Annotated in this window: 15 protein-coding genes and 2 pseudogenes; 6 read left to right on the top strand and 11 right to left on the bottom strand. The window is 74.6% G+C overall.

Annotated features, from left to right (window positions below; all coding sequences use genetic code 11):
- Nucleotides 1-28: 28 nt before the first annotated feature.
- The 4 genes from CRP51_RS01855 to CRP51_RS01840 all read left to right on the top strand — a co-directional run bounded on the left by CRP51_RS01855 (nt 29) and on the right by CRP51_RS01840 (nt 4,769).
- A complete protein-coding gene (locus CRP51_RS01855) occupies nt 29-1,063 on the top strand; it encodes a carbohydrate ABC transporter permease (RefSeq protein ID WP_097229128.1) in 1,035 nt (344 codons plus the stop codon).
- A gap of 2 nt (nt 1,064-1,065) precedes the next feature.
- Entirely contained in the window at nt 1,066-1,989 is a 924-nt protein-coding gene (locus tag CRP51_RS01850) for a sugar ABC transporter permease (protein ID WP_097229127.1), read from the top strand.
- Nucleotides 1,990-2,052: 63 nt separating this feature from the next.
- Nucleotides 2,053-3,738, top strand: coding sequence for a glycoside hydrolase family 13 protein (locus tag CRP51_RS01845; protein ID WP_097229126.1), 1,686 nt, complete (start codon nt 2,053-2,055; stop codon nt 3,736-3,738).
- Nucleotides 3,735-4,769 (top strand): LacI family DNA-binding transcriptional regulator, encoded by a 1,035-nt coding sequence (locus CRP51_RS01840; protein ID WP_245880299.1) that lies wholly within the window; start codon nt 3,735-3,737, stop codon nt 4,767-4,769. The genes CRP51_RS01845 and CRP51_RS01840 overlap by 4 nt, the downstream gene beginning before the upstream one ends.
- 22 nt (nt 4,770-4,791) lie before the next feature.
- On the opposite strand, the gene CRP51_RS01835 is transcribed toward CRP51_RS01840, so the two are convergent.
- On the bottom strand, nt 4,792-5,226 hold the full coding sequence (locus CRP51_RS01835) for a RidA family protein (RefSeq protein ID WP_097229125.1): 435 nt from the start codon (nt 5,224-5,226) through the stop codon (nt 4,792-4,794).
- Between the two features lie 94 nt (nt 5,227-5,320).
- Here CRP51_RS01835 and CRP51_RS01830 point away from each other — a divergent pair, with 94 nt between their 5' ends.
- Complete coding sequence (locus tag CRP51_RS01830) at nt 5,321-6,913, top strand: N-acyl-D-amino-acid deacylase family protein (RefSeq protein ID WP_097229124.1); 1,593 nt, start codon at nt 5,321-5,323, stop codon at nt 6,911-6,913.
- Nucleotides 6,914-6,946: 33 nt separating this feature from the next.
- On the opposite strand, the pseudogene CRP51_RS30215 reads toward CRP51_RS01830, so the two are convergent.
- From CRP51_RS30215 to glnII, 8 genes and pseudogenes are all read right to left on the bottom strand, one after another.
- Nucleotides 6,947-7,375: pseudogene (locus CRP51_RS30215) on the bottom strand (AbfB domain-containing protein); the annotation flags it as partial.
- 63 nt (nt 7,376-7,438) lie between these two features.
- Nucleotides 7,439-9,748, bottom strand: a pseudogene (locus tag CRP51_RS01825) (AbfB domain-containing protein); the annotation flags it as partial.
- A 445-nt stretch (nt 9,749-10,193) separates the two neighbouring features.
- The gene (locus tag CRP51_RS01820) at nt 10,194-12,155 is read right to left on the bottom strand and encodes a hypothetical protein (protein ID WP_097229122.1); all 1,962 of its coding nucleotides are present in this window, start codon (nt 12,153-12,155) and stop codon (nt 10,194-10,196) included.
- Between the two features lie 169 nt (nt 12,156-12,324).
- Nucleotides 12,325-12,972, bottom strand: coding sequence for a response regulator transcription factor (locus CRP51_RS01815; RefSeq protein ID WP_097229121.1), 648 nt, complete (start codon nt 12,970-12,972; stop codon nt 12,325-12,327).
- 226 nt (nt 12,973-13,198) lie between these two features.
- The gene (locus tag CRP51_RS01810) at nt 13,199-14,257 is read right to left on the bottom strand and encodes a phosphatidylinositol-specific phospholipase C domain-containing protein (RefSeq protein ID WP_439333103.1); all 1,059 of its coding nucleotides are present in this window, start codon (nt 14,255-14,257) and stop codon (nt 13,199-13,201) included.
- Between the two features lie 30 nt (nt 14,258-14,287).
- Nucleotides 14,288-16,615 (bottom strand): serine/threonine-protein kinase, encoded by a 2,328-nt coding sequence (locus tag CRP51_RS28675; protein WP_170970398.1) that lies wholly within the window; start codon nt 16,613-16,615, stop codon nt 14,288-14,290.
- 194 nt (nt 16,616-16,809) lie between these two features.
- Nucleotides 16,810-18,108, bottom strand: a complete 1,299-nt coding sequence (locus CRP51_RS01800; protein ID WP_097229120.1) for a sensor histidine kinase — start codon at nt 18,106-18,108, stop codon at nt 16,810-16,812.
- Between the two features lie 191 nt (nt 18,109-18,299).
- Nucleotides 18,300-19,322 carry a glutamine synthetase gene (gene glnII / locus CRP51_RS01795; protein WP_097229416.1) on the bottom strand — a complete coding sequence of 341 codons (1,023 nt, stop codon included), beginning with the start codon at nt 19,320-19,322 and terminating at the stop codon, nt 18,300-18,302.
- Between the two features lie 273 nt (nt 19,323-19,595).
- Between glnII and CRP51_RS01790 the strand changes: the two genes are divergently transcribed.
- Entirely contained in the window at nt 19,596-20,486 is an 891-nt protein-coding gene (locus CRP51_RS01790; protein WP_097229119.1) for a Gfo/Idh/MocA family protein, read from the top strand.
- Nucleotides 20,487-20,538: 52 nt separating this feature from the next.
- On the opposite strand, the gene CRP51_RS01785 is transcribed toward CRP51_RS01790, so the two are convergent.
- Nucleotides 20,539-20,940, bottom strand: a complete 402-nt coding sequence (locus CRP51_RS01785; RefSeq protein ID WP_097229118.1) for a DUF2795 domain-containing protein — start codon at nt 20,938-20,940, stop codon at nt 20,539-20,541.
- Nucleotides 20,941-21,358: 418 nt separating this feature from the next.
- Nucleotides 21,359-21,970: a TetR/AcrR family transcriptional regulator gene (locus tag CRP51_RS01780; protein WP_170970397.1), complete on the bottom strand. Its 612-nt coding sequence runs from the start codon at nt 21,968-21,970 to the stop codon at nt 21,359-21,361.
- Nucleotides 21,971-22,009: the final 39 nt, after the last annotated feature.

Here is a 22,009-nt window from a genome sequence, read left to right as displayed (position 1 = left end):
GGGCCCCACGGGACGGAGGGCACGAGACATGGCTGACGCGGCTCACCCCATCGACACCACCCCCGGCGGCGGGACCGCCACCGCGCCCCCGACCCCGGCCGACGCCGGGGCCGGGAGGCCGGGGCCCCGCCGCACCGGCCGCTCCCTGCGGCAGCGGCTCGCCGCCTACTGGTACGCCTGGGCGATGATCACGCCCGTGGTCGCGGTCATCACCGTGATCATCGGCTACCCCCTGGTCCGCGGCGTCTACCTGTCGCTGACCGACGCCGACGAGGCCAACGTCGAGCGCACCATCGGCGTCAACACCATCGAGGCCACCTACGACTTCGTCGGCCTGGAGAACTACACCGACGTCCTCACCGACGACGTCTTCTGGGACCGGCTCGGCTGGACCGTGCTGTGGACGGTGGCCTGCGTCGGCATCACCTTCCTCGTCGGCCTCGGCCTGGCCAACATGCTCAACCGCGTCTTCCGGGGCCGCACCCTCTACCGGATGGCGCTGATCCTGCCGTGGGCCATCCCGGCCTTCGTGTCGATCTTCGCCTGGCGGATGCTCTTCAACGAGCGCAACGGCATCCTCAACGGCGTCCTCGACTCCGGCGGCGTCGAGGGGATCGCCTGGCTCTCCGACCCGACCTGGGCCAAGATCTCCGTGATCGCGGTCAACGTCTGGCTGGGCGTCCCGTTCATGCTGATCGCCATGCTGGGCGCGCTCCAGTCCATCCCCGCCGAGCAGTACGAGGCGGCCGAGATGGACGGCGCCAACGCGTGGCAGCGCTTCGTCAACATCACGCTGCCCGGGGTGCGTTCGGTCAGCATGACGGTGGTGCTGCTCTCCACCATCTGGACGTTCAACATGTTCCCGGTGATCTTCCTGCTGACCAGGGGAGGCCCGGCCGGCTCCACCGACATCCTGGTCACCGAGGCGTTCCGGCTGGCCTTCGTCAACAGCCCCCGCGACTTCGCCGGCTCGGCGACCTGGGGCGTGCTGATCCTGCTGCTGCTCGTGCTGTTCGCCATCGCCTACCGCAGGGCGCTGCGCCGACAGGGAGAGGTGTGGTGACCATGGCGACCGATACCACCCGCGTCGACGGGACCGAGCCGCTGCCGGTCCCCGGCCCCGCGCGCCCCGGCGCGCCGACCCCCCGCCGGCGGGTGCGGCGGCGCGGCGAGCGCGGACCGCTGGCCTCCTTCGGCCTCCATCTCACGCTGCTCGCGGCCGCGTTCATCGCGCTCTTCCCGCCGCTGTGGCTGCTGGTGACCTCGTTCAAGCCGAAGAGCGAGACCTTCTCGCTCTCGCTGGTCGCCGACTTCACGCTCGACAACTACGACCACGTCGTCAACGACACCGCGTTCCTGACCTGGTTCGGGAACTCCGTGCTGATCGTGCTGGTCACCACCGTGATCGGGGTGCTGATCTCCTCGACGACCGGCTACGCCCTCAGCCGCTTCCGGTTCCCCGGGATGCGCCCGCTGATGTGGACGCTGCTGATCACCCAGATGTTCCCCATGGCGGTGCTGATCGTGCCGCTGTACAACCTGATGTCGCGCTACGGCCTGCTCAACCAGCCGGTCGCGCTGATCGTCACCTATCTCACCATCGCGGTGCCGTTCTGCGCCTGGATGATGAAGGGCTTCTTCGACACCATCCCCGTCTCCATCGACGAGTCGGGGCGGGTCGACGGGCTCAACCCGTTCGGCACCTTCTGGCGGCTCATCATGCCGCTCGCCAAGCCGGGGCTGGCCGTCACCGGCTTCTACACCTTCGTCACGGCCTGGGCCGAGGTGGCCTACGCGACCGCCTTCATGACCGGCGAGGACAACCTCACCCTCGCCGGCGGCCTCCAGACCTTCGTCAACCAGCACACCCAGGACTGGCACCTGATGACCGCCGCCGCCGTGCTGATCGCCGTGCCGGCGACGCTGGTCTTCGGCTACGCCCAGCGACATCTCCAGTCCGGACTGACCGCCGGCGCCACCAAGTCCTGAAGCAACGGGACCCACACGCCCCACCCCCCACGCCGCCCCTCCCGCCCGAAAACCAGGGATGTCATGACCCAGCACCTCGCTGACCGCACCCGGCCGACCAGCGAAGCCGGCGCCCCCCGCCCCGAAGCCGCGCCCTCGGCGGCCCCCCGCCCGCCGGAGTGGTGGCGGGACGCGGTGATCTACCAGGTGTACCCGCGCTCCTTCGCCGACGGAAACGGCGACGGCATGGGCGACCTGGCCGGCATCCGGGCCCGGCTGCCGTATCTGGCGCAGCTCGGCGTCGACGCCGTCTGGCTGAGCCCGTTCTACGCCTCGCCCCAGGCAGACGCCGGCTACGACGTCGCCGACTACCGGGCGATCGACCCGATGTTCGGCGACCTGCACGACGCCGACGCGCTGATCCGCGACGCCCACGACCTGGGCCTGCGGATCATCGTCGACCTGGTGCCCAACCACTCGTCCGACCGCCACGAGTGGTTCCGCCGCGCGCTGCGCGAGGGCCCGGGATCGCCGCTGCGGGACCGCTACCACTTCCGCCCCGGGCGCGGCACGGACGGCGAACTCCCCCCCAACGACTGGGAGTCCATCTTCGGCGGCCCCGCCTGGACCCGGCTGCCAGAGCCGGACGGCGAGTGGTATCTGCACCTCTTCGCGCCCGAGCAACCCGACTTCAACTGGGAGAACCAGGCCGTGCGGGACGAGTTCCGCTCCGTGCTGCGGTTCTGGCTCGACATGGGGGTGGACGGCTTCCGCATCGACGTGGCCCACGGCCTGGTGAAGGCCGCCGGGCTGCCCGACATGGGCCACGCCGGCCAGCTGCGGATGCTCGGCACCCAGGTGCTGCCCTTCTTCGACCAGGACGGGGTCCACGAGATCTACCGTGCCTGGCGCCAGATCCTCGACGAGTACCCGGGCCACCGGATCGGCGTGGCCGAGGCGTGGACGCCGCACGAGAGCAGGACCGCGCTGTACGTGCGTCCCGACGAGCTGCACCAGGCGTTCAACTTCCACTACCTCAACACCCCGTGGAACGCCGCCGAGCTGCGGCGGGTCATCGACTCCTCGCTGGACTCGATGCGCCCGGTCGGCGCGCCGACGACCTGGGTCCTGTCCAACCACGACGTGGTCCGCCACCGCACCCGGCTCGGCGGCGGGCTGGCGCGGGCGCGGGCGGCGACGCTGCTGATGCTGGGCCTGCCGGGCTCCGCCTACGTCTACCAGGGCGAGGAGCTGGGCCTGCCGGAGGTCACCGACCTGCCGGACGAGGTGCGCCAGGACCCGGCGTTCTTCCGGCGCGGCAGCGGCGGCGACGGGCAGGAAGGACAGGACGGGCTGCGCGACGGCTGCCGGGTGCCGCTGCCGTGGACCAGGGACGGGGAGTCGTTCGGCTTCGGCGGCGCGGCCGGCTGGCTGCCGCAGCCGGCCGGCTGGGGCGAGCTGTCCGTGGCCGCGCAGAGCGGCGACCCCGACTCCACGCTGGAGCTGTACCGTGCGGCGCTCGCGGTGCGTCGGGAGCAGCCGGCGCTGGGCGCGGGCGACGGCGTGGAGTGGCTGCCGGCCGGCGAGGGCGTGCTGGCGTTCCGCCGCGTCGACGCCGAGGGCCGCGCGGTGCTGGTGGTGGCCAACACCACCGACGCGCCGGTCGCGTTGCCCGAGGCGTGCGCCGGCGCGCGGCTGCTGCTCGCGAGCGGGCCCTGCCGGGCGGACGGGCCGCTGCCGGCGGACACCACCGCCTGGTGGCGGGAGTGAGCCAGCCGGGAGGAGCCCTTCCCCAGCCGGCCAGGCTGGCCGACATCGCGCAGCAGGCACGGGTCAGCGAGGCCACCGTCAGTCGGGTGCTCAACGGCAAGTCCGGCGTGGCGGCGGCCACCAGGCAGCGGGTGCTGGCCGCGCTGGACATCCTCGGCTACGAGCGTCCGGTGCGGCTGCGGCAACGCAGCGCCGGGCTGGTCGGGTTGGTCATACCGGAGCTGACCAACCCGATCTTCCCCGCCTTCGCGCAGGTGATCGAGCAGGCGCTGGCCGGCTACGGCTACACGCCGGTGCTGTGCACCCAGACGCCGGGCGGCGCCACCGAGGACGAGCTGGTCGAGCAGCTGGTCGAGCGCGGCGTCACCGGCATCGTCTTCATGTCCGGGCTGCACGCCGACACCTCGGCCGACCCCGCCCGCTACACCAGGCTGGCGGGCAGGGGCGTGCCGTTCGTGCTGATCAACGGCTTCAACGAGCGGATCGGCGCGGCCTTCGTCTCGCCCGACGACGCGGCGGCCAGCCGGATGGCGGTGGCGCACCTGCGCCAGCTGGGACACCGCAGGATCGGTCTGGCCGTCGGCCCGGACCGGTTCGTCCCGGTGCGGCGCAAGGTCAGCGGGTTCGAGGCCGCGCTCGCCGAGGACGGCGCGCGGCCGGTGGAGGGCGTGGTGCGCCACACCCTCTTCAGCGTGGAGGGCGGGCAGGCCGCCACCGCCTCGCTGCTGGACGCCGGCTGCACGGGGCTGGTCTGCGGCAGCGACATGATGGCGCTGGGCGCGGTCCGCGCGGTGCGGCAGCGCGGGCTGACCGTGCCGGGCGACGTGTCGGTGATCGGCTTCGACGACTCGCAGCTGATCGCGTTCACCGACCCGCCGCTGACCACGGTGCGCCAGCCCGTCACCGCCATGGCCAGCGCCGCCGTCCACGCGCTGCTGGAGGAGATCAACGGAAACCCGGTGCAGCACACCGAGTTCGTCTTCCAGCCCGAGCTGGTGGTGCGCGGCTCGACCGCGGCGGCGCCGGGCTGACGACCCGGCACCGCCCGCCGGCTCAGACGGCGGCCAGCGCGTCGATCTCCACCAGCATCTCCGGGTGCGGCAGCTCGACGAAGACGGTGGTGCGGCAGGGCAGCACCCCGCTGGGGCAGTGCTCGCGGACGAACGCGCCGTACGCCTCGTTCATCGCGGCGAAGTCCTCCCGCCGGGTGAGGTAGACGCGGAACATCAGCACGTCCTCCACGCCCGCGCCGCCCGCCGTCAGGACCGCCCGCACGTTCTCCAGCGTGCGGGCGGTCTGGGCGCGGACGTCGCCCGCGTGCACATAGACGCCGGTCGCCGGGTCCTGCGGCCCCTGCCCCGAGACCTGGAGCAGCGGGCCCTTGCGCAGCCCCTGCGAGAAGTTCCACGCCGGCGCCGGCGCGGCCTCGGTGCGCACCGCCGTCTTCGCCGTGCCGGGCTCGGGGTTCCGCGCGGGGATCTCGGACATCGGGCCGCCTTTCGCCGGGGTGGGTGCCGGCGGCAGGGTAGACCACGCGGACCCGTCGGCGGAACGGCGGGCGGCGCGAGGGACGGAGCGGACGATGGCCGAGCTGCTGATCAGGGGCGCGCTGGTGGTGGACGGCAGCGGCCGGCCCCCGGAGCGCGCCGACGTCGCGGTGGACGGCGGCCGGATCGCGGCGGTCGGCGGCGCCGGGCTGACCGGCCGGCGGGTGCTGGACGCCGACGGGTTGGCGCTCGCCCCCGGTTTCGTCGACATGCACGCGCACTCGGACCTGAGCCTGCTGACCGAGCCGGCGCACACCGCCAAGGTCGCGCAGGGAGTCACCTGCGAGGTGCTGGGCCAGGACGGCCTGTCGTACGCGCCGGTCGACGACACCACGCTGCCGCAGGTGCGGCAGGCCATCGCCGGCTGGAACGGCGACCCGCCGGGACTCGACTTCGACTGGCGCGACGTGGCCGGCTACCTGGACCGGCTGGACCGGGGCGTCGCGGTCAACGCCTGCTATCTCGTGCCGCACGGCTCCGTGCGGATGATGGCCATGGGCTGGGCGGCCAGGCCGGCGGACGAGGCCGAGCTGGACGCCCAACGCGCCCTGGTCGCCGAGGGTTTGCGGCAGGGCGCCGTGGGCCTGTCGGCGGGGCTGACCTACCCGCCTGGGATGTACGCCCCGACGGACGAGCTGGTCGCGCTCTGCCGGGTGGTGGCGGAGCACGGCGGGTTCTTCGCCCCGCACCACCGCTCCTACGGCGCCGGCGCGCTGGACGCCTACGCCGAGATGGTCGAGGTGGCGCGCCGCGCGGGCTGCCCGCTGCACCTGGCGCACGCCACCCTCAACTTCTCCGTCAACCGGGGGCGCGCGGGCGAGCTGCTGGCGCTGCTGGCGGCGGCCGAGCGGGACGGCGTCGACCTGACACTGGACAGCTACCCCTATCTGCCGGGCTCCACGACGCTGGCCGCGCTGCTGCCGAGCTGGGCGGCCGAAGGCGGCCCGGCCGCGACGCTCGCGCGGCTGCGCGACCCGGCGGCCCTGGCCCGGGTCCGCCACGACCTGGAGGTGGCCGGCTCCGACGGCTGCCACGGGGTGCCCGTGGAGTGGGAGACGATCCGGATCGCCGGCTCCCGGGACCGCGCCGCGCTCGGCGCCACGGTCGCGGAACTGGCCGCGCGGGACGGGCGGGAGCCGTTCGAGGTGTGCGTCGGGCTGCTGCTCGGCGACGCGCTCTCCACCGCGATCCTGCAACTGGTCGGCGACGAGGAGAACGTCCGCGCGCTGATGCGCCACCCGGCGCACACCGGCGGCAGCGACGGGCTGCTGGCGACGGCCCGGCCGCACCCGCGCGGCCACGGCACCTTCCCGCGCTATCTGGGGCGCTATGTGCGGGAGTTGGGCGTGCTGGGGCTGGCCGAGTGCGTGGCGCACCTGGCCGGCACCCCCGCGCGGCGGCTGGGGCTGGCCGACCGGGGCCTGGTGCGCGCCGGCTACCGCGCCGACCTGGTGCTCTTCGACCCGGAGACGGTCGCCGACAACGCCACCTTCGACGAGCCCAGGCTGCCGCCGAGCGGTATCCCGTTCGTCCTGGTCGGCGGCGTCCCGGTGATCGACGACGGCCGCCCCACCGGCGCCCTCCCGGGCCGCGCCCTGCGCCGCCGCCCGGACGGCACCGTCGGCTGACCGACGGCGCCGCCCGGCGCGGGGCACCGGCTCCTACGGGGCGAGCGCCGGCAGCACCCGCCAGCTCACGTCGGCCGCGTAGGACTCGGGCCGGTCGTAGGCGTGCGGACCGCCGTTGACCGCGACCCACACCTCCTCGGCGAAGTGCCTGACGTTGGCGTCGAGTTCGTTGACCGAGGCGAGCCGCACGCCGTCGCCCCCCGCGCCCGGCTGGGCGCAGAAGGTGGCGTCACGGTCGAAGAGCTCGCTGCCGTCGTCGGCGTCCAGGCGCACCCGGAACGAGGAGTGGCGCAGATAGCTGCCGGGCTCGTTCGCCGCCTCCAACGAGTAGCAGGAGGAGTCGGCCAGGCCGCGGCGCACCACGAAGGTGGCGTCCTCGCGGTCGGGCGTTCCGCTGCCGCCGTCGATCACGTCGGTCCTGGCCAGCGACTCCCGGTGCCGCAGCACCCGGTCGGTGTAGCCGTCCGTGGTGACGCCGAGCGAGATCCGTTCGCCCACGGGCAGCTCGGCGCCGCTGCGCCACAGCGGGATGGTGACGGCCCAGGTGGCGTCGGCGGCGAACGACTCGGGGGTGTCCCACGGCCGGTCGCCGCCCTCCCGCGCCAGGTGGACGCCCTCCGCGAAGTGGCGCAGGAACGAGCCGGGCGTGTCGAGGGACTCCAGCGAGCTGCCGCCGCCCCCGAGCCCGGCGGTGGCGCAGAACGTGGCGTCCGCCGCCGCCTCGCCCTCGCTCTCCGCGCCCAGCAGCACCCGGCCTTCCCCGTCGTGGCGCAGGTAGTGCCCCGGCCGGTTGCTCGCCTCGAACGAGACGCAGGCGTCGTCGGCGAGCCCGGGGCGGCTGAGGAGGACCGCGTCCCGCCGGTCCCCGTCCGGGGAGTCCTCGTCGATCGCGTCGGTGCGGGCCGCGCCGTCCGCGTGGCGCAGGAAGCGGTCGGTGTGGCCGTCCGTGGTGACCCGCAGCGAGACCGGCTCGCCGGTGCGCACCTCGGTGCCGGCGGCCTGCGCCAGCACGCCGGCGTTGACCTCGCGCACCCGCTCGGCGTCGACCTTCAGCACCTGCCGGTCATACGTCCACAGGCCGTTGACCTCGTTCTCCAGGTCGTAGGGCTCGGTGTAGACCGAACCGGAGAGGCCCCTGGTGTGGACGAACCGCGCGACCTCCTCGGTGATGGTGGCGTAGCGGGTGGTCAACGACGCCTCGTCCGGGTACAGCTCGCCGTAGGCGAAGCCGGCGCCCGGCTCCCACTCGTGGCCCTCGACGGCCCGGCCGAGGCCCCCGTACTCGCCGAGTACCGCGATCCGCTCGGCGTCCGGTGGCCTGGTGCCGCCGGACATCTGGTACGCGTGGTCGTCGATCACGTCGCCGTTGCCCGGATCGGGGTCGGACAGGCAGCAGTTGGAGCCCGAGTTGTGGTTGATCGGCCGGGTGTCGTCCAGCTCCCGCACGTGGTCCACGATCCGGCCCGCGTCGTACTCGCCCCAGCCCTCGTTGAACGGCACCCACTGGACGATCGAGGTGATGCCCCGGAGGTTCTCGATCATCCGCGTCAGCTCGGCCTCGTAGTGGGCCTTGCCCTCGGCGCTCGGTTCGTCGACGGTGTCCGGCGAGGGCATGTCCTGCCAGACCATCAGCCCCAGCCGGTCCGCGTGGTAGAACCAGCGCGCCGGCTCCACCTTGATGTGCTTGCGGACCATGTTGAAGCCCAGCTCCTTCTGCTGCTCCAGGTCCCAGGCCAGCGCCGCGTCGGTGGGTGCCGTGTACAGCCCGTCCGGCCAGTAGCCCTGGTCGAGGGTCCCCAGCTGGAAGACGAACTCCCCGTTCAGCAGCGGCCGCATCACCCCGCCGACCTCGGCCATGCCCAGCGAGCGCATCCCGAAGTAGCCGCCGACGCTGTCGCCGGTCGCCGTCCCGGCGGGCCCGGTGAGCGTGACCCGCAGGTCGTAGAGGAACGGGTCGTCCGGCGACCAGAGCCGCGCGTCGGGCACCGGCACCGACAGCGTGCCGCCCACCTCGCCGGTGGCGCTGCCGACGACGGTCCCTCCGTCGAGCACCTCGGCCCGCACCCCGTGTCCCTCGGCGCCCTCGGCCCGCACCACCAGGTCCAGCGCGCCGCCGGGCACGTCGGGCGTGGTGTCGAGGTGGGTGATGTGCGCGGCCCGCACCGGCTCCAGCCAGACCGTCTGCCAGATGCCGGAGTTGGCGGTGTAGAAGATGCCGTCCGGCTCCAGGCGCTGCTTGCCGATGGGGAAGTCGCCGGCGTCCACGGGGGAGTGGGCGCCCACCACGATCTCGTTCCCGCCCGGCACCAGCGCGTCGGTGACGTCGAACGAGAACGGGTCGAAGCCACCGGTGTGGCGGCCGACCTCGGTGCCGTTGACCCAGACCCTGGCCTCCCAGGTGACGGCCCCGAAGTTCAGCTTGACCCGGTCGCCCGCCCACTCCTCGGGGACGGTGAAGGCGCGCCGGTAGAACATGGTGTCCTCGTGGCGCTGGATGCCGGAGAGCGCCGACTCGATCGGGTAGGGGACCAGCACCGCCTCCTCCAGCGTCTCGCCGACGGGCGGGGAGTCGAGGTCCTCGGCCCCGGTGAACTCCCAGACGCCGTTGAGGTTCAGCCAGTCGGGACGGGTCAGCTGCGGGCGCGGGTACTCCGGCAGCGCGTTGTCCGGGCCGACCTGGTCGGTCCACGGGGTGGTGAGCGGGGGCTCCTTCGGCTCCCAGGCGGGCGCGCCGGACGCCGAGGGCGCCAGCGCGACCGCCGACGAGACGGGCAGCAGAAGCGCGAGCAGCGCTCCCGCCAGCCGCCTGGCGGCTCTGGTCACAGACAGGGGCATGGGTGAACTCCTGTGTGGGATGCGGACGGGGGGAGCGGCCGAGCCCGGGCGTCGGGGGTCTCCCGAGGGCCTGCCCGTGCTCGACTCCTGCGCACAGCGGCAACAGAGTCACACAGAATCGCTAGCGCTTCCCCGGGTCCCGTGCCGGAGGAGTGCGGGACGAGAGCCGGACAGGACCGGGGAAACGCCCCAGAAGGTAACGGAGGATCGCGTCCCTGCCTAGCCAACGCGTTTGAATCCGTTGGTAGTTGAGCGCATGGCCGACCGTGATGCCTCGTCAACCCCCCGTGTCCGCGGCGTTCCGAGGCAGCGGAAGGCCCCGGCCGGGCGGGCGCGTGAGGCCGTGACGGCCCTCCGCCCGGTCGGGGCTACGCGGGCAACGTAGCAGCCCGCAAGTGCTTGCGAAAGAGCTTGCGAAGCGGTCCGGCGCCCGGACCTCCCCGCCTCAGTCGCCCAGCATCGCCAGCTCGCCCCCGTCCTTCAACGTCCCCGTCAGCCGCGCCTGCGCCCCCTCCTCGGCCGGCAGCGCCAACGTCCGCCCCTCGCCCCTGCCGGTGACCCCGCCCCCGGCCGCGATCCCCTCGACCTCCTCGCTGCCGGCCGCCAGCAGATACCAGCCGCCCTCCGGCGAGCGCCACAACACCGCGCTCACCACGCCCGGAAGCCGCTCCCCGCAGGACGCCGTGTCCTGCGCCGACGCCGTCACCACCGCCGGCTCCTCCTCCCCGCGCGAGGGGTCGAGGAAGTGCGTCCACGCCCGCGCACCCGTCCCGCGCCAGGTCTCCGCCCGCCCGCACACCCACCGGGCCGTGCCGCCGTCCCCCGGCAGCGCCTGCGTGGCGAACTCCCACGCGTTCACCGCGCGCACCCCGCCGCCGCCGATCGACGGCAGATGGCACGCCAACGGCGCCCACGCCTCCCGCGTCGTGCTCAACGAACCCCCCTCGCCCGCGACCCCGGGGGCCCCGTGCGTCAGCCGCGCCGGCGTCAACTCGCCCAGGTCCGCCAGCAGCAGCGGCCCCTCGGCGCCCTCCGCCGTCAGCTGGAGCGCCGACACCTCCGTGCACGCGTCGTCCTCCGCCGCCGCGTGCACCGGGCCCGTCACCCCCTCCTCGTCCACCGGCAGCTCGGCGGCGGCCGTCCGCGGCTGGAGCAGATCCGCCGCCGCGGCCTCCGTCACCCAGGGCGCCGTCAGATACCGCGTGTTGCCGTCGCCGCGCGCCAGCACCACGGCCGAGGACTCCGCGAGCCCCGCGCCGTCGGTCCGCGCCAGGTCCAGCGCCACCTCGCCGTCCCTGGCCCCCGTCGGCTCCGCGTACCGCACCAGCCGCAGCCCGTCGTGCAGCAACACCACCGACACCTCGCCGACCTCGCCCGCGAAGAGCAACTGCGCCGGGCCGGGCGGCGGCCCGGACTGCGTGCCCGGCGTCGCCGACACCCGCACGTCGTCCCCCGGCCTGGCCCACACCGCCAACGCACGCCGCAGCAGGCCCGTGTCGTCCAGCGCGGAACCGCGCGCCGGCCACACCGAGAAGTCGGTGCGCGGGCCGTGCCGCCAGGCGTCGGCCGACGCCTGGCGCAGCCCCGCCGGGTCCAGCGCCGCGCGGGCCGCCGCGTTCTCGCTGTACGGCGGGGCCGCGGCGCCGTCCGCGCCCCAACCGGCGGGCAACACCGCGAGACCGCCCGCCACGACCGCCGAGGCGACCGCGACGAGCAGCGCCGTCCGGCCGCGCCGCCGCCGGCGCAACAGGTCGGTGGGGCGCGCCTGGAGCGCGCACGGGTCGATCAGCGGGGCCTCGCTCTCCACCGAGTCGGCCGCCGCCATCGCCGACTCGATCCGCTGCTCCCGCTCGCCGGCACCGGCCAGCAGCAGCCGGATCTCGGCCGGGCTCAGGCCGTCGATCCTGCGCAGCGCGTACGCCGCGCGCGCCGCCGGCGAGAGCACCCCCAGCCGCTGGTCCAGCGCCACCTCGTCCGGCTCGCCCGCCTTGGGGAAGAGCCGCAGCCCCCACACCCGCGGCAGCGCCGGGGGCAGCCTCGGCAGCCACTCCAGCTCGCGCCCCGCGCACCGCGCCGGCCGCTGCGCCGCCAACGCCGCGCGCACCACCCGCAGCCGCAGCAGCGCGTACCCCGCGTCGGTCACCGGGGGAGGGGCGGCCGGACCGCCGCGCTGTGCCGGCAGCACCGGCGGCGCCTCCTCCGCCGAGCGGCCGCGGGGCAACGCGCGTTGCGCGAGGGCGTGCGCGTCGAGCACCCGACGGTGGCGCCCCAGGGAGGCGGGCAGGATCAGGTACCCGAGCCTGACCAGCCGGGGGTAGTGCTCGACCAGCGCCGCCTCGGCCTGGTCGATGGCCAGCGCGGGAGCGGGCCGCCGGGTGTCGCTGGGGGAGATGTCACTGGTTGGCACAACCGCAGAACGAGCCGCCGACCCGGACGGTTACGGAGCGCCGCGCTTCCCCGGCGCACGCCCCTCGCGCCCCGCGCGGAACGGCGGGCGCACGCCGGCGCACACGCCCCTCCGACGGTCAGCGTCTCGCCGGGGCCGGGGCCGGGGACCGGGGCCGCCCGCCCGGCGGTCAGCGTTCCAGATAGGCGAGGACCGCCAGCACCCGGCGGTTGTCGTCGTCGGACGGCGGAAGCCCCAGCTTGGCGAAGATGTTGGAGGTGTGCTTGGCCACCGCCCGCTCGGTCACCACCAGCCGCTCCGCGATCGCCGCGTTGGAACGCCCCTGCGCCATCAGCTCGATCACCTCGACCTCGCGCGGGGTCAGCTTCTCCAGCGGCGAACCCTGGCTGCTGCGCTGCGCCAGCAGCTGCTGGATCACCTGCGGGTCCATCGCCGTGCCGCCGCTGGCCACCCGCCGCACGGCGTCGATGAACTGGTCCGCGTCGAACACCCGGTCCTTCAGCAGATAGCCGACGCCGCCGTTCCCGTCCGCCAGCAGCTCCCGCGCGTACAGCTGCTCCACGTGCTGGGAGAGCACCAGCACCGGCAGCCCCGGCTGCTCGGCGCGCGCCTGGAGCGCGCACTGCAACCCCTCGTCCGTGAACGACGGCGGCAGCCGCACGTCCACCACCGCCACGTCCGGCTTCAACTCCGCGAGCGCCCGCGTGAGTTCGGGGCCGTTGTCCACGGCGGCCGCCAGCTCGAAGCCATGGGCCTCCAGCAAACGGACCAGACCGTCCCTGAGCAGAAACAGGTCTTCGGCGACGACAACCCGCACGGAACTCTCCGTCTCCAGGCGTCTCGAAGACCTCCTGTGACGTCTTCGGACCGCCCCTGTGCTGAACGTTCCCCCGACCCGGTCGGCGGGGCCAGACCCGGGGCGTCACGCTCCGCCGCGCCCGGGGCGCCCCTAGCCTATGCCGTCCCGGCCCCGCCCGCGCCCCGCAAGGGCCGGGAGGCGACGGAGCCGGGCGGTGCCGGGACGGTGCCGGGAGGGGGCGGGCTCAGTGCGGAACGACGGTGGAGAGCACCGACGGCAACCCGGTCCAGTCCGAGCTGGCCACCGTCGCCCCGCCGGCCGCCAGCTCGTTCACCCGCGCCAGCGCCTCCTCCTCGGTCGGGTCGGTCGCCGATATCGGCGGGGCCACGTTGTGCGCGTCGGTCATCACCAGCAGATAGCCGCGCTCGTTGTACCAGCCGGTGTCCACCGACTCCAGATAGGTGGAGGCGCTCCCGTCGAAGACCACGAACCAGGGCCGCAGCGACTCCTCGTAACGCCCCACCCTCGGGTCCCCGGCCTCGGCGCCCAGCACCGCGGGGAACGCGACCGCCCGGTCCAGTTCGCCCGAGGCCGCCAGGTCCCGCAGATGCCGGCCGTACTCCTCGTCGGTCCACAGCTCGTCGAACGGGTTCCCCTGCTCCACGGTCCCGGGGATCAGATGTATCAGGAACTTCCCCGCCAGCTCGTCCCTGCCGGGCCAGCCGCCCGAGGCGACCGCCTCGTCCAACGAGGCGTGGTCGCCCGTCAGTTCGCCCGGCCGGTACACCGCGTCGCCCAGGACCTCGTCCACCAGCGCGTCGAACGCGGCCGGGCCGCGCCCCAGGTTGTCGGCGAAGCCGTCCTTCAGCTCGAACTTCAACTGGATCGGCCGGTGGCCCGGGTTCGCGTCGTGCCACGTCCGCAGGTCGGTCAGGCAGGCCGCCAGCGCCTGGTTCCGGTCCCCGGAGCGCAGCCCGTCCGGGCTGGTGGCGCCCACGCAGTTGTTCTGGTTGGTGAACGGGCTGTCGTGCCCCACCCGCCACCCCGAGCCGAAGAAGTTGGTCCAGACGTCCAGTTCGAGCATTCCGGCCCCGGAGTCCAGGGCGTCGGCGAGGTAGGGGAACGCGCTCTGGAGATAGGCGTTGTGCACGCCCACCGAGGTGCTGGCCGCGTACCCCGCCTCGTCCGGCTCGGCCGCGTGTACCCCGCTGCCGGCCATCACCCACACGCAGGCGCCACCGACGGCCACCACGCCGCCGAACCCGCGCCTGCCGTGCCTCTTCCGGTCCCTGGACCTGGTCATCCGCGCCACCTTCACTGTGGGGAGGGGAAGTTACGACGCGTCACACGCCGGGAGAGGCGTGCGACACGGCGTCAGCGTAGGGCAGTTGTCATGCACGCGCGATGATCGCGAGACGAACGCGGGGGACACGGCGGTTGTCGCGCGCGCGGCGAGGCCGACGGACGCGGGGGCCCGCACCGCCTCCCGCGCGCCCCGGTGACCGCCACGGGCCCGGCCGCTCCCGCCGCCAGGACCCGTCGCCAGGACCCGTCGCCAGGACCGTCGCCAGGACCCGTGGCACGTCCGGCAGAACGGGCACCCGCCGCCGTTCACCGACGGCTCGTCGAGCGCCACGGCCGGGATGCCCCAGTGGTCGAGAAGGCTGGCATAGGTGCCGTCCTCGACCAGCAGTTCCACCGCCGCGGCGACCGCGTCGCGCAGCACGTCCTGCCCCGCGGGGACCGCGATACCGCGGAACCCCTGGTGGCGCGGGTCGAGGCCGGTGCTCAGCCCGTACCCGGCGTTGCCGTGGGCGAAGGCGGCGGCCTGCGAGTACAGCAGCACCGCGGCGTCCGCCTCGCCGGCCTCGACCGCCTCCGCCATGTCGGCCAGTCGCGAGTGGGTGACCAGCGACGTCTCCTCCGCGCAGCCGGCGGTGAGGTCGCGCACCGTGTCGCGGTTGTTCTCGTCGCCCCAGGTGGTCAGCGTCAGCCCGCACCACTCCTCGGGCGCGCCCGACAGCAGCCGCGGCTCGTCGGTCAGCACGCCGGGGCCGTCGGCGAAGTGGTTGACGAAGTCGACGCCGAACCGCTCGCGGTTGCCCGGCCGGTCGACATAGGCGGACATCGCGAGATGGCCGGGCAGGTCGGCGCCCTCGCGCACCGCGGACCTGGCCGCCGCCTCGTCGTCCTCGGCCTGCCGGAAGACGACGGTCACCCCCAGCCGCGCGCCGATCTCCTCGGCCAGCTCCACCTCGAAGCCGGCCGGCCGCCCGTCGTCCGAGAAGAGCACCGGCCGGTGGCTCTCGGCCACCCACACCGTGATCTCCCCGGCCTCCCGCACCGGTTCCGGCAACAGGCCCGCCAGCGGCGCCTCACCGTCCGCGCCCCCGCCGCCCCCGTTCTGCCCGCCGCCCCCGTTCCCCTCGCCGTCCCCGTTCCCCCCGACGAACCCGTCACCCGCGTCGCCCCCGTCGCCCGCGCCGCCCGCCCCGCCCGCGTCGTCCCCCGACGTGGCCAGCAGCGTCACCGGAACGGCCACCGCCAGCACCGCCGCGGCGACCGCGCCGGCCAGCAGCGCCCGACGCCGCCCCCGGCGCGGGGTCGCGGCCGGGGCCCCCGTCGGGGCGTCGGGCACGGAGCCCCCCGGCGGTGGCGGCGTCGGCGGGTGGGCCGGGGGCGCCGGCGGCGACGCCGGGGCCTCGGCCACCGGCGCGTCGATCTCCAGCAGCGCCGCCGCCTCCTGCCCCAGCCGCGCCGTCAACGACGCCGGCAGCCAGAAGCCCTCGCCGGAACGCGCGCTCCCCACCGCCTCGATCTCGTCCAACGCCGGCCGCTCGGCCGCGTCCCGCCGCAGACAGCGCCCCACCAGCGCCCGCAACTCGCCCCGCAACGGCCCGTCCTCCGGCCCCAGCCGCGGCTCCTCGTGCATCACCCGGTAGAGCACCGTGTGCGTCGGCGCGCCGTCCCAACTGAACGCGTGCCAGCCCGTCGCCGCGTACGCCAGCACCGCGCCCAACGCGAACACGTCCGCCGCTCCGGTCAGCCGCTCGCTCCTGATCTGCTCGGGCGGCATGTAGCCGGGAGATCCCACCATCGCCCCGGTCCGCGTCACCACGCTGGCGTCACCGAGACCGGCGTCCACCGCGCGGGCGATACCGAAGTCGATGACCTTCGGCCCCTCCAGCGTCACCATCACGTTCGACGGCTTCAGGTCGCGGTGCACCAGCCCGCTGCCGTGGATGTCCCGCAACGCCAGCGCCAGGCCGAACGCCAGCGCCCACACCGACGTCTCGGGCAGCGGCCCGTGCAGCCGCTCCACCACCTTCCCCAGCGGCGGCCCCGCCACATAGCCGGTCGCCACCCACGGCACGGCCGACTCGGTGTCGCAGTCCCACACCGGCGCCGTCCACAGCCCGCCGACGCGCCGCGCGGCCTCCACCTCGGCCCGGAACCGCCGCCGGAACTCCGGCTCCGACGCCAGGTCCCCGCGCACCACCTTCAGCGCCACCATCCGGCCGCCGGCCGAACGCCCCAGGTAGACCCGGCCCATCCCGCCCGCGCCCAGCCGCCCCAGCAGCCGGTACGGGCCCACGGACGCCGGGTCCTCCGCGCCCAGGGGCTCGGGACCGAACACCCCGCCCGGCCGCTGCTCCACCACGCCGCCTCCTCGAAGCGTCCGCCGCACCCGCCCGTACGGCGGGCGCCACGATCGTAACGGCCCGCGCCGCGCGGACAGCGGCGTTCCACCGCGGCCCGTGCCCCGGCCGCATGACGCCAACGGGCCGGGCGCGCCGGGGAATTCGGCGGAAAACCGCCCTCCCCGTGCCCGCCCGGCCCGTCGGACCGCCGGCGCTACTCCGCCCCGACCTGCCCCAACCGCGTCAGGTTGCACGGAATCTCGATGGTGACCAGCGTCGGGCCACCCACCGGGCTGCTCACGGCCAGCACCCCGTCGAACGCGCCCAGCCGCCGCTCCAGCCCGCGCAGCCCGCTGCCGCCCTCAAGCGACGCGCCGCCCTTGCCGTCGTCGGTGATCGCGATGCGCAGGCTGCGGTCCTTGCGGTTGTAGTAGATGTCCAGCCAGATGCGTTCCGCCTCCGCGTGCTTGGCCGCGTTCGTCAACACCTCGCTGACCGCGAAGTACGCCGCCGCCTCCACCGGCTCCTCCAGCCGGCCCGGCAGCTCCACGTCCACCTCCACCGGCACCTGCATCCGCAGCGCCAACGCCCGCGCCGCGTCACCCAGCCCGCGCTCCGCCAGCACCGGCGGATGGATGCCGCGCACCAGGTCCCGCAGCTCCGTCAACGCCTCGGCCGAGTTCGCCCGCGCCTGCGCCAGCAGCTGCTTCGCCTGGTCCGGGTCCTTCTCGATCAGCGCCTCGACCGCGCCCAGCGACATGCCCATCGCGACCAGCCTGGCCTGCGCGCCGTCGTGCAGGTCCCGTTCGATGCGCCGCAGCTCGGCCGCCGAGTCGTCCACCGCGTCGTGCCGCGTCTCCTGGAGCCGGGCGACCCGCTGCGCCAGCAGCTGCTTCTCCGGCGCCCCGATCAGCACCCGCGTGAAGTGGAAGTGCACCTCGACCAGGCGCGGGTTGTACCGCAGCCCGCCCAGCAGGAACGCCAGCCCGCAGGCCCCCGCGACCAGCGACGACAGAAAGCCGCTCACCGGCACGAACACCCACCAGTAGGTGCCGATCGCGTGCACGATCGGGATCCAGACCCCGGACGCCAGCACGATGCCCCACAGCCCGTAGGACAGCAGCCCGAACGGCAGCACCGCCAGCAGGAAGCCCACCACCGCGTCGGGCAGCAGCCACAGCACGTCCCGCCAGGTCGCCGAGTCCTTCAGCAACTGGATCGCGCGGTCCACCTGGCCGGCGAGCCCCCCGCGCGGATCGTGCGGCAGCTGCCGGTAGGCCACCGGGATGTCGATCCCGCACCAGCGGCTGGCATACGCGCGCCGCAGGTTGGCGTGCGCCCGGATCGCCACCACCAGCCAGGGGATGGCCAGCAGCCCCAGGCCGAGGGGGATCAGCGCCAGGGACACCACGAAGAGGGTGAACAGCGTCAGCGACACGCCGATCGACAGCAACGCCAGCAGCAGCCCCTGGGCCGCAGCCAACAGGCCGCCCCGTGCCTGTTCCCGTCTCATGTCCTCGTCGACCCTTCCCTCTCGCTCGCTCGCCCCGTGTGGCCACAAGTCTCGCCTGCCGAAAGGGGGAGCGTAACGGGGGGAGACCCCGAACGCCCGGTGGTGCTGGGTACACCAGGCCGCCGCCGGCGGCCGCGGCGGCGAGGGCGTGCCGCGTCGGCCGCCGGCGGCGGCGGGTCCCGGAAACGGGATCAGGCGAGACCGGCGCGCTCCAACTCCGCGCAGCACGTCTCCACCAGCAGCCGGGTCACCACGTAGGGATCGCAGTTGGCGTTGGGGCGGCGGTCCTCGATGTAGCCCTTCTTGTCGCGCTCCACCTGCCAGGGGATGCGCACCGAGGCGCCGCGGTCGGAGACGCCGTAGCTGTACTCGTCCCACGGCGCCGTCTCGTGCGCCCCGGTCAACCGGTCCTCGACGCCGGTGCCGTAGTTACGCACGTGGTGCAGCGGCTTGCCCTCCGCGCCCAGCGCGTCGCAGGCCGTGATGATCGCGTCATAGCCCTCGCGCATCGCGCGGGTCGAGAAGTTGGTGTGCGCCCCCGCGCCGTTCCAGTCGCCCTTGGCCGGCTTGGGGTCGAGCGTCGCCGACACCCCGAAGTCCTCGGCGGTCCGGTACAGCAGCCAACGTGCGACCCACAGCTGGTCCGCCACCTCCAACGGGGACAGCGGCCCCACCTGGAACTCCCACTGCCCCGGCATCACCTCGGCGTTGATCCCGGAGATGCCCAGGCCCGCCCGCAGACAGTTCTCCAGGTGCGCCTCGACGATCTCGCGGCCGTAGATCTCGTCCGCGCCGACGCCGCAGTAGTAGCCGCCCTGCGGCGCGGGGAACCCGTTCTCCGGGAAGCCCAGCGGGCGCGAGCCCTTGAAGAAGGTGTACTCCTGCTCGATGCCGAAGAGCGGCTCCTGGCCGCCGAACCGCTCCGCGACCGGCCGCAGCAGGGCCCGGGTGTTGGAGGAGTGCGGGGTGTCGTCGTCGGTGTCGAAGACCTCGCACAGCACCAGCAGGTTCTCGCCGCCCCTGATCGGGTCCGGGAAGCTGGCGACCGGGCGGAGCACCCGGTCGGAGGCGTGGCCCTCCGCCTGGTTGGTGCTGGAACCGTCGAAGCCCCAGACCGGGGGCTCGGCGCCGTCCGCCAGGATCTTGGTCTTGGAACGCAGCTTGGCGGTCGGCTCCGTGCCGTCGATCCAGATGTACTCGGCCTTGTAGCTCACGGTCATGACTCCTCGGGGGCGTCGCTCGGGGCATCGCGGGTGCGCGCGGACTCGCGTTCACCGGCGCGCCACCGCGCGCACGCGCCGGCGCGCGGCGCGGTACGCCGTCGCGGAACGTTGGCCACACCCTCGCCAGCGGCGATTGCCCTTCCGTTGCCCGGCTGTTAAGCGGCTGTGAATCAGCGACCCGCCGCCGATACCGGCCCGGTACGGAGATCGCTAGGGTGGGGCCCGCGCACGGCGAGACGGTTGAGTGAGGAAGAGGCGTCGACGATGAGGATCGGCCTGCTCGGCACCGGCCCCTGGGCCGCCGACACCCACGGCCCCGGCCTGGCGGAGCACCCCGGGGTGCGACTGGCCGGCGTCTGGGGACGCAGAGCCGAGGCGGCAGCCGCACTCGCGCACACGCTCGGCACCCGCCCCTACGCGACCCCGGACGCCCTCTTCGCCGACTGCGACGCGGTGGCCTTCGCGCTGCCGCCCGACGTCCAGGCGCCGCTCGCGGTGCGCGCCGCCGAGGCCGGCTGCCACCTGCTGCTGGAGAAGCCGATCGCCACCACCGTCGATGGCGCCCGCGCCATCGCCGACGCCGTCGCCGCGCACCGCCGCGCCTCCGTCGTCTTCTGCACGCTCCGCTTCGCGCCGGAGACCGCGGCCTGGGTCGAGGCCCAGTGCGGCACCGACAACTGGCTGACCGGCAGCGCGGAATGGTTCTCCCCGGTCTTCGCCGGCTCCGAGTCGCCTTACCAGCACTCGACCTGGCGCCGCGAGCGCGGCGCGCTGTGGGACATCGGCCCGCACGCGCTGTCCGTGCTGCTGCCGCCGTTGGGCGACGTCGCCGACCTCGACGCGATCCGCGCCGTGCGGGGCCCGGGGGACACGGTCCACGCCGTGCTCCGCCACGCCTCGGGTGCCTCCAGCACCCTCACCGTCAGCATGTCCATGCCGGCACAGGCCGCCGGGGTCTCCGCCGAGCTGCGCGGCGCGGCCGGCGTCTCCAACCTGCCGGAACGCGGCGACGGCGGCCCCGTCCGGCCGTTCCGCCGTGCCGTCGACGCCCTGGTCGAGGCGGCCGACGGCGGCCGCCCCCACCCCTGCGACGTGCGGTTCGGCCTCCGCGTCACCGAGATCCTCGCCGCGGTGGAGGCCGCGCTCGACGCCTGACGCGGCACGCCCCCGCGCCCGCGCGGCGGCGGACCCGGGGGCGCCGGGGCGGTCAGGTGCGCGGATGGTGGCCGAGGGCGACCGCCACCTCCTGCACGTTCCGGTAGGCGTGCTCCTCGGGCAGCTCGGCGCGGACCGTCTCGATCAACGGCTCCGGCGCGTGGTTCTCGTCCAGCGCCGCGAGCACCCCGGGGCGTTCCGCGGGAAAGTCCGTCCGCCGCAGATAGCGCGCCAGCTCGAAACGGAACGCCTCGTCGTCCTGCTCACCGAGGTCGCCTCCCGTGCCCGGCCGCACCGGGCCGCCGGCCAGCGGCGGATCGTCGTCGGCCGCCGGCTCCGGGTCGTGCCACTCCTCGGCCCTCGACGGCCGCTCGCCGCGCAACATGCCCTGAAGCTCATGCTTCATCTCGTCGTCGCGACGCGGGCTGTGCTGGTCGCTCCCACGCTGCTGCATGGCTTCCTCCTCACCACGTCGGGGAGCGTCCCGGGTACCCGCCCGGCGCGCGCCCCACACGACGCGCCGGCGCCCGCGCGGGCGCCGGGCGGCCGGCCGTCGGAGCGGTGGTTTGCCGCCGCGAGGGCGGGGAACTCGTCGGATCCGGGTCGGTGAGCGGCCTGGGACCGGGAACCTCGCAAAGGCTTCGAACCGGGGAAATCAGGGGCCCCGCTCGAAGGCGTGCTCGCGCCCACCCACACCGCCACCGGTCCGCCCTTCCCCCGTTGTCCCGCACCCTCCCGGGCGTGCGGAACCGCGCGGCGCCAACGGCTCGGGTGTGCGGAACCGCGCGGCGCCAACGGCCCCCGCACACGCCGGCGCGAAACGGCCCTGCCTGGCCCTGGGCGCGTAGCCCCCGCGTGCGCGCCCGAGGGGCTCATCCGCCCCCGGGCCCGCCCGCCGCCGCGCCCAGCAGCGCGTGCCAGGCGGAGTCGATCGCGGTCTCCTCGTCGTCGGCCGCCTCCGGCAGCACCGCCGGTATGGCGCGGGCGAGTTGGGCGCGGCCCAACTGGTCGCAGTACGCGTGCAGCGCTCGGCTCCTGGCCTCCTCGCGCGGCAGCGCGAGCTCCGTCTCCAGCAGCGCGGCGAGCGCGTCCAGCCTGCGCGATATCACCCGCTCCAGCGCCGCCGCCACGCGCGGCTGCCCCGCCTCGGCGAGCAGGGCCAGCTCCGTCGGGTCCCGATGGGCGAGGCCGGTCATGGTGCGCAACAACTCCCGCCCGCGTACGACCGGCTCGTCCTCGCCGGCGGCCACGGCCTCGGTCAGCTCCTCGGTGGAACGTGCCTCCCAGCCGGCGAGCGCCGCGTCGACCAGGGCGTCACGGTTGGCGAAGTGCCAGTAGAAACTGCCCTTGGTCGCGCCGAGCCGCGCGGCCAAGGGCTCGATGGCGATGGCACTGAGGCTTCCCTCGTCCCGCAGCGCGTCGAGCGCCGCCTCCGCCCAGTCCGCTGCCGTCAAACGGCGTCGGGCTACCCGTCGTTGTGGCATGGGAGAAAGGTAACGTAAAGTTAAAACCATGCGGAGGCG

This window comes from Streptomyces zhaozhouensis, from assembly GCF_900230195.1.
Lineage (GTDB): Bacteria > Actinomycetota > Actinomycetes > Streptomycetales > Streptomycetaceae > Streptomyces > Streptomyces zhaozhouensis.
This window is presented reverse-complemented; position numbering and strand designations above follow the sequence as displayed.

Excerpts from the sequence above, each read along its gene's own strand:
- CRP51_RS01855 (WP_097229128.1), top strand. The coding sequence starts at position 29 with ATGGCTGACGCGGCTCACCCCATCGACACCACCCCCGGCGGCGGGACC.
- CRP51_RS01850 (WP_097229127.1), top strand. The coding sequence starts at position 1,066 with ATGGCGACCGATACCACCCGCGTCGACGGGACCGAGCCGCTGCCGGTC.
- CRP51_RS01845 (WP_097229126.1), top strand. The coding sequence starts at position 2,053 with ATGACCCAGCACCTCGCTGACCGCACCCGGCCGACCAGCGAAGCCGGC.
- CRP51_RS01835 (WP_097229125.1), bottom strand. The coding sequence starts at position 5,226 with ATGTCCGAGATCCCCGCGCGGAACCCCGAGCCCGGCACGGCGAAGACG.
- CRP51_RS01830 (WP_097229124.1), top strand. The coding sequence starts at position 5,321 with ATGGCCGAGCTGCTGATCAGGGGCGCGCTGGTGGTGGACGGCAGCGGC.
- CRP51_RS01810 (WP_439333103.1), bottom strand. The coding sequence starts at position 14,257 with ATGACCAGGTCCAGGGACCGGAAGAGGCACGGCAGGCGCGGGTTCGGC.
- CRP51_RS01800 (WP_097229120.1), bottom strand. The coding sequence starts at position 18,108 with ATGAGACGGGAACAGGCACGGGGCGGCCTGTTGGCTGCGGCCCAGGGG.
- CRP51_RS01790 (WP_097229119.1), top strand. The coding sequence starts at position 19,596 with ATGAGGATCGGCCTGCTCGGCACCGGCCCCTGGGCCGCCGACACCCAC.
- CRP51_RS01785 (WP_097229118.1), bottom strand. The coding sequence starts at position 20,940 with ATGCAGCAGCGTGGGAGCGACCAGCACAGCCCGCGTCGCGACGACGAG.
- CRP51_RS01780 (WP_170970397.1), bottom strand. The coding sequence starts at position 21,970 with ATGCCACAACGACGGGTAGCCCGACGCCGTTTGACGGCAGCGGACTGG.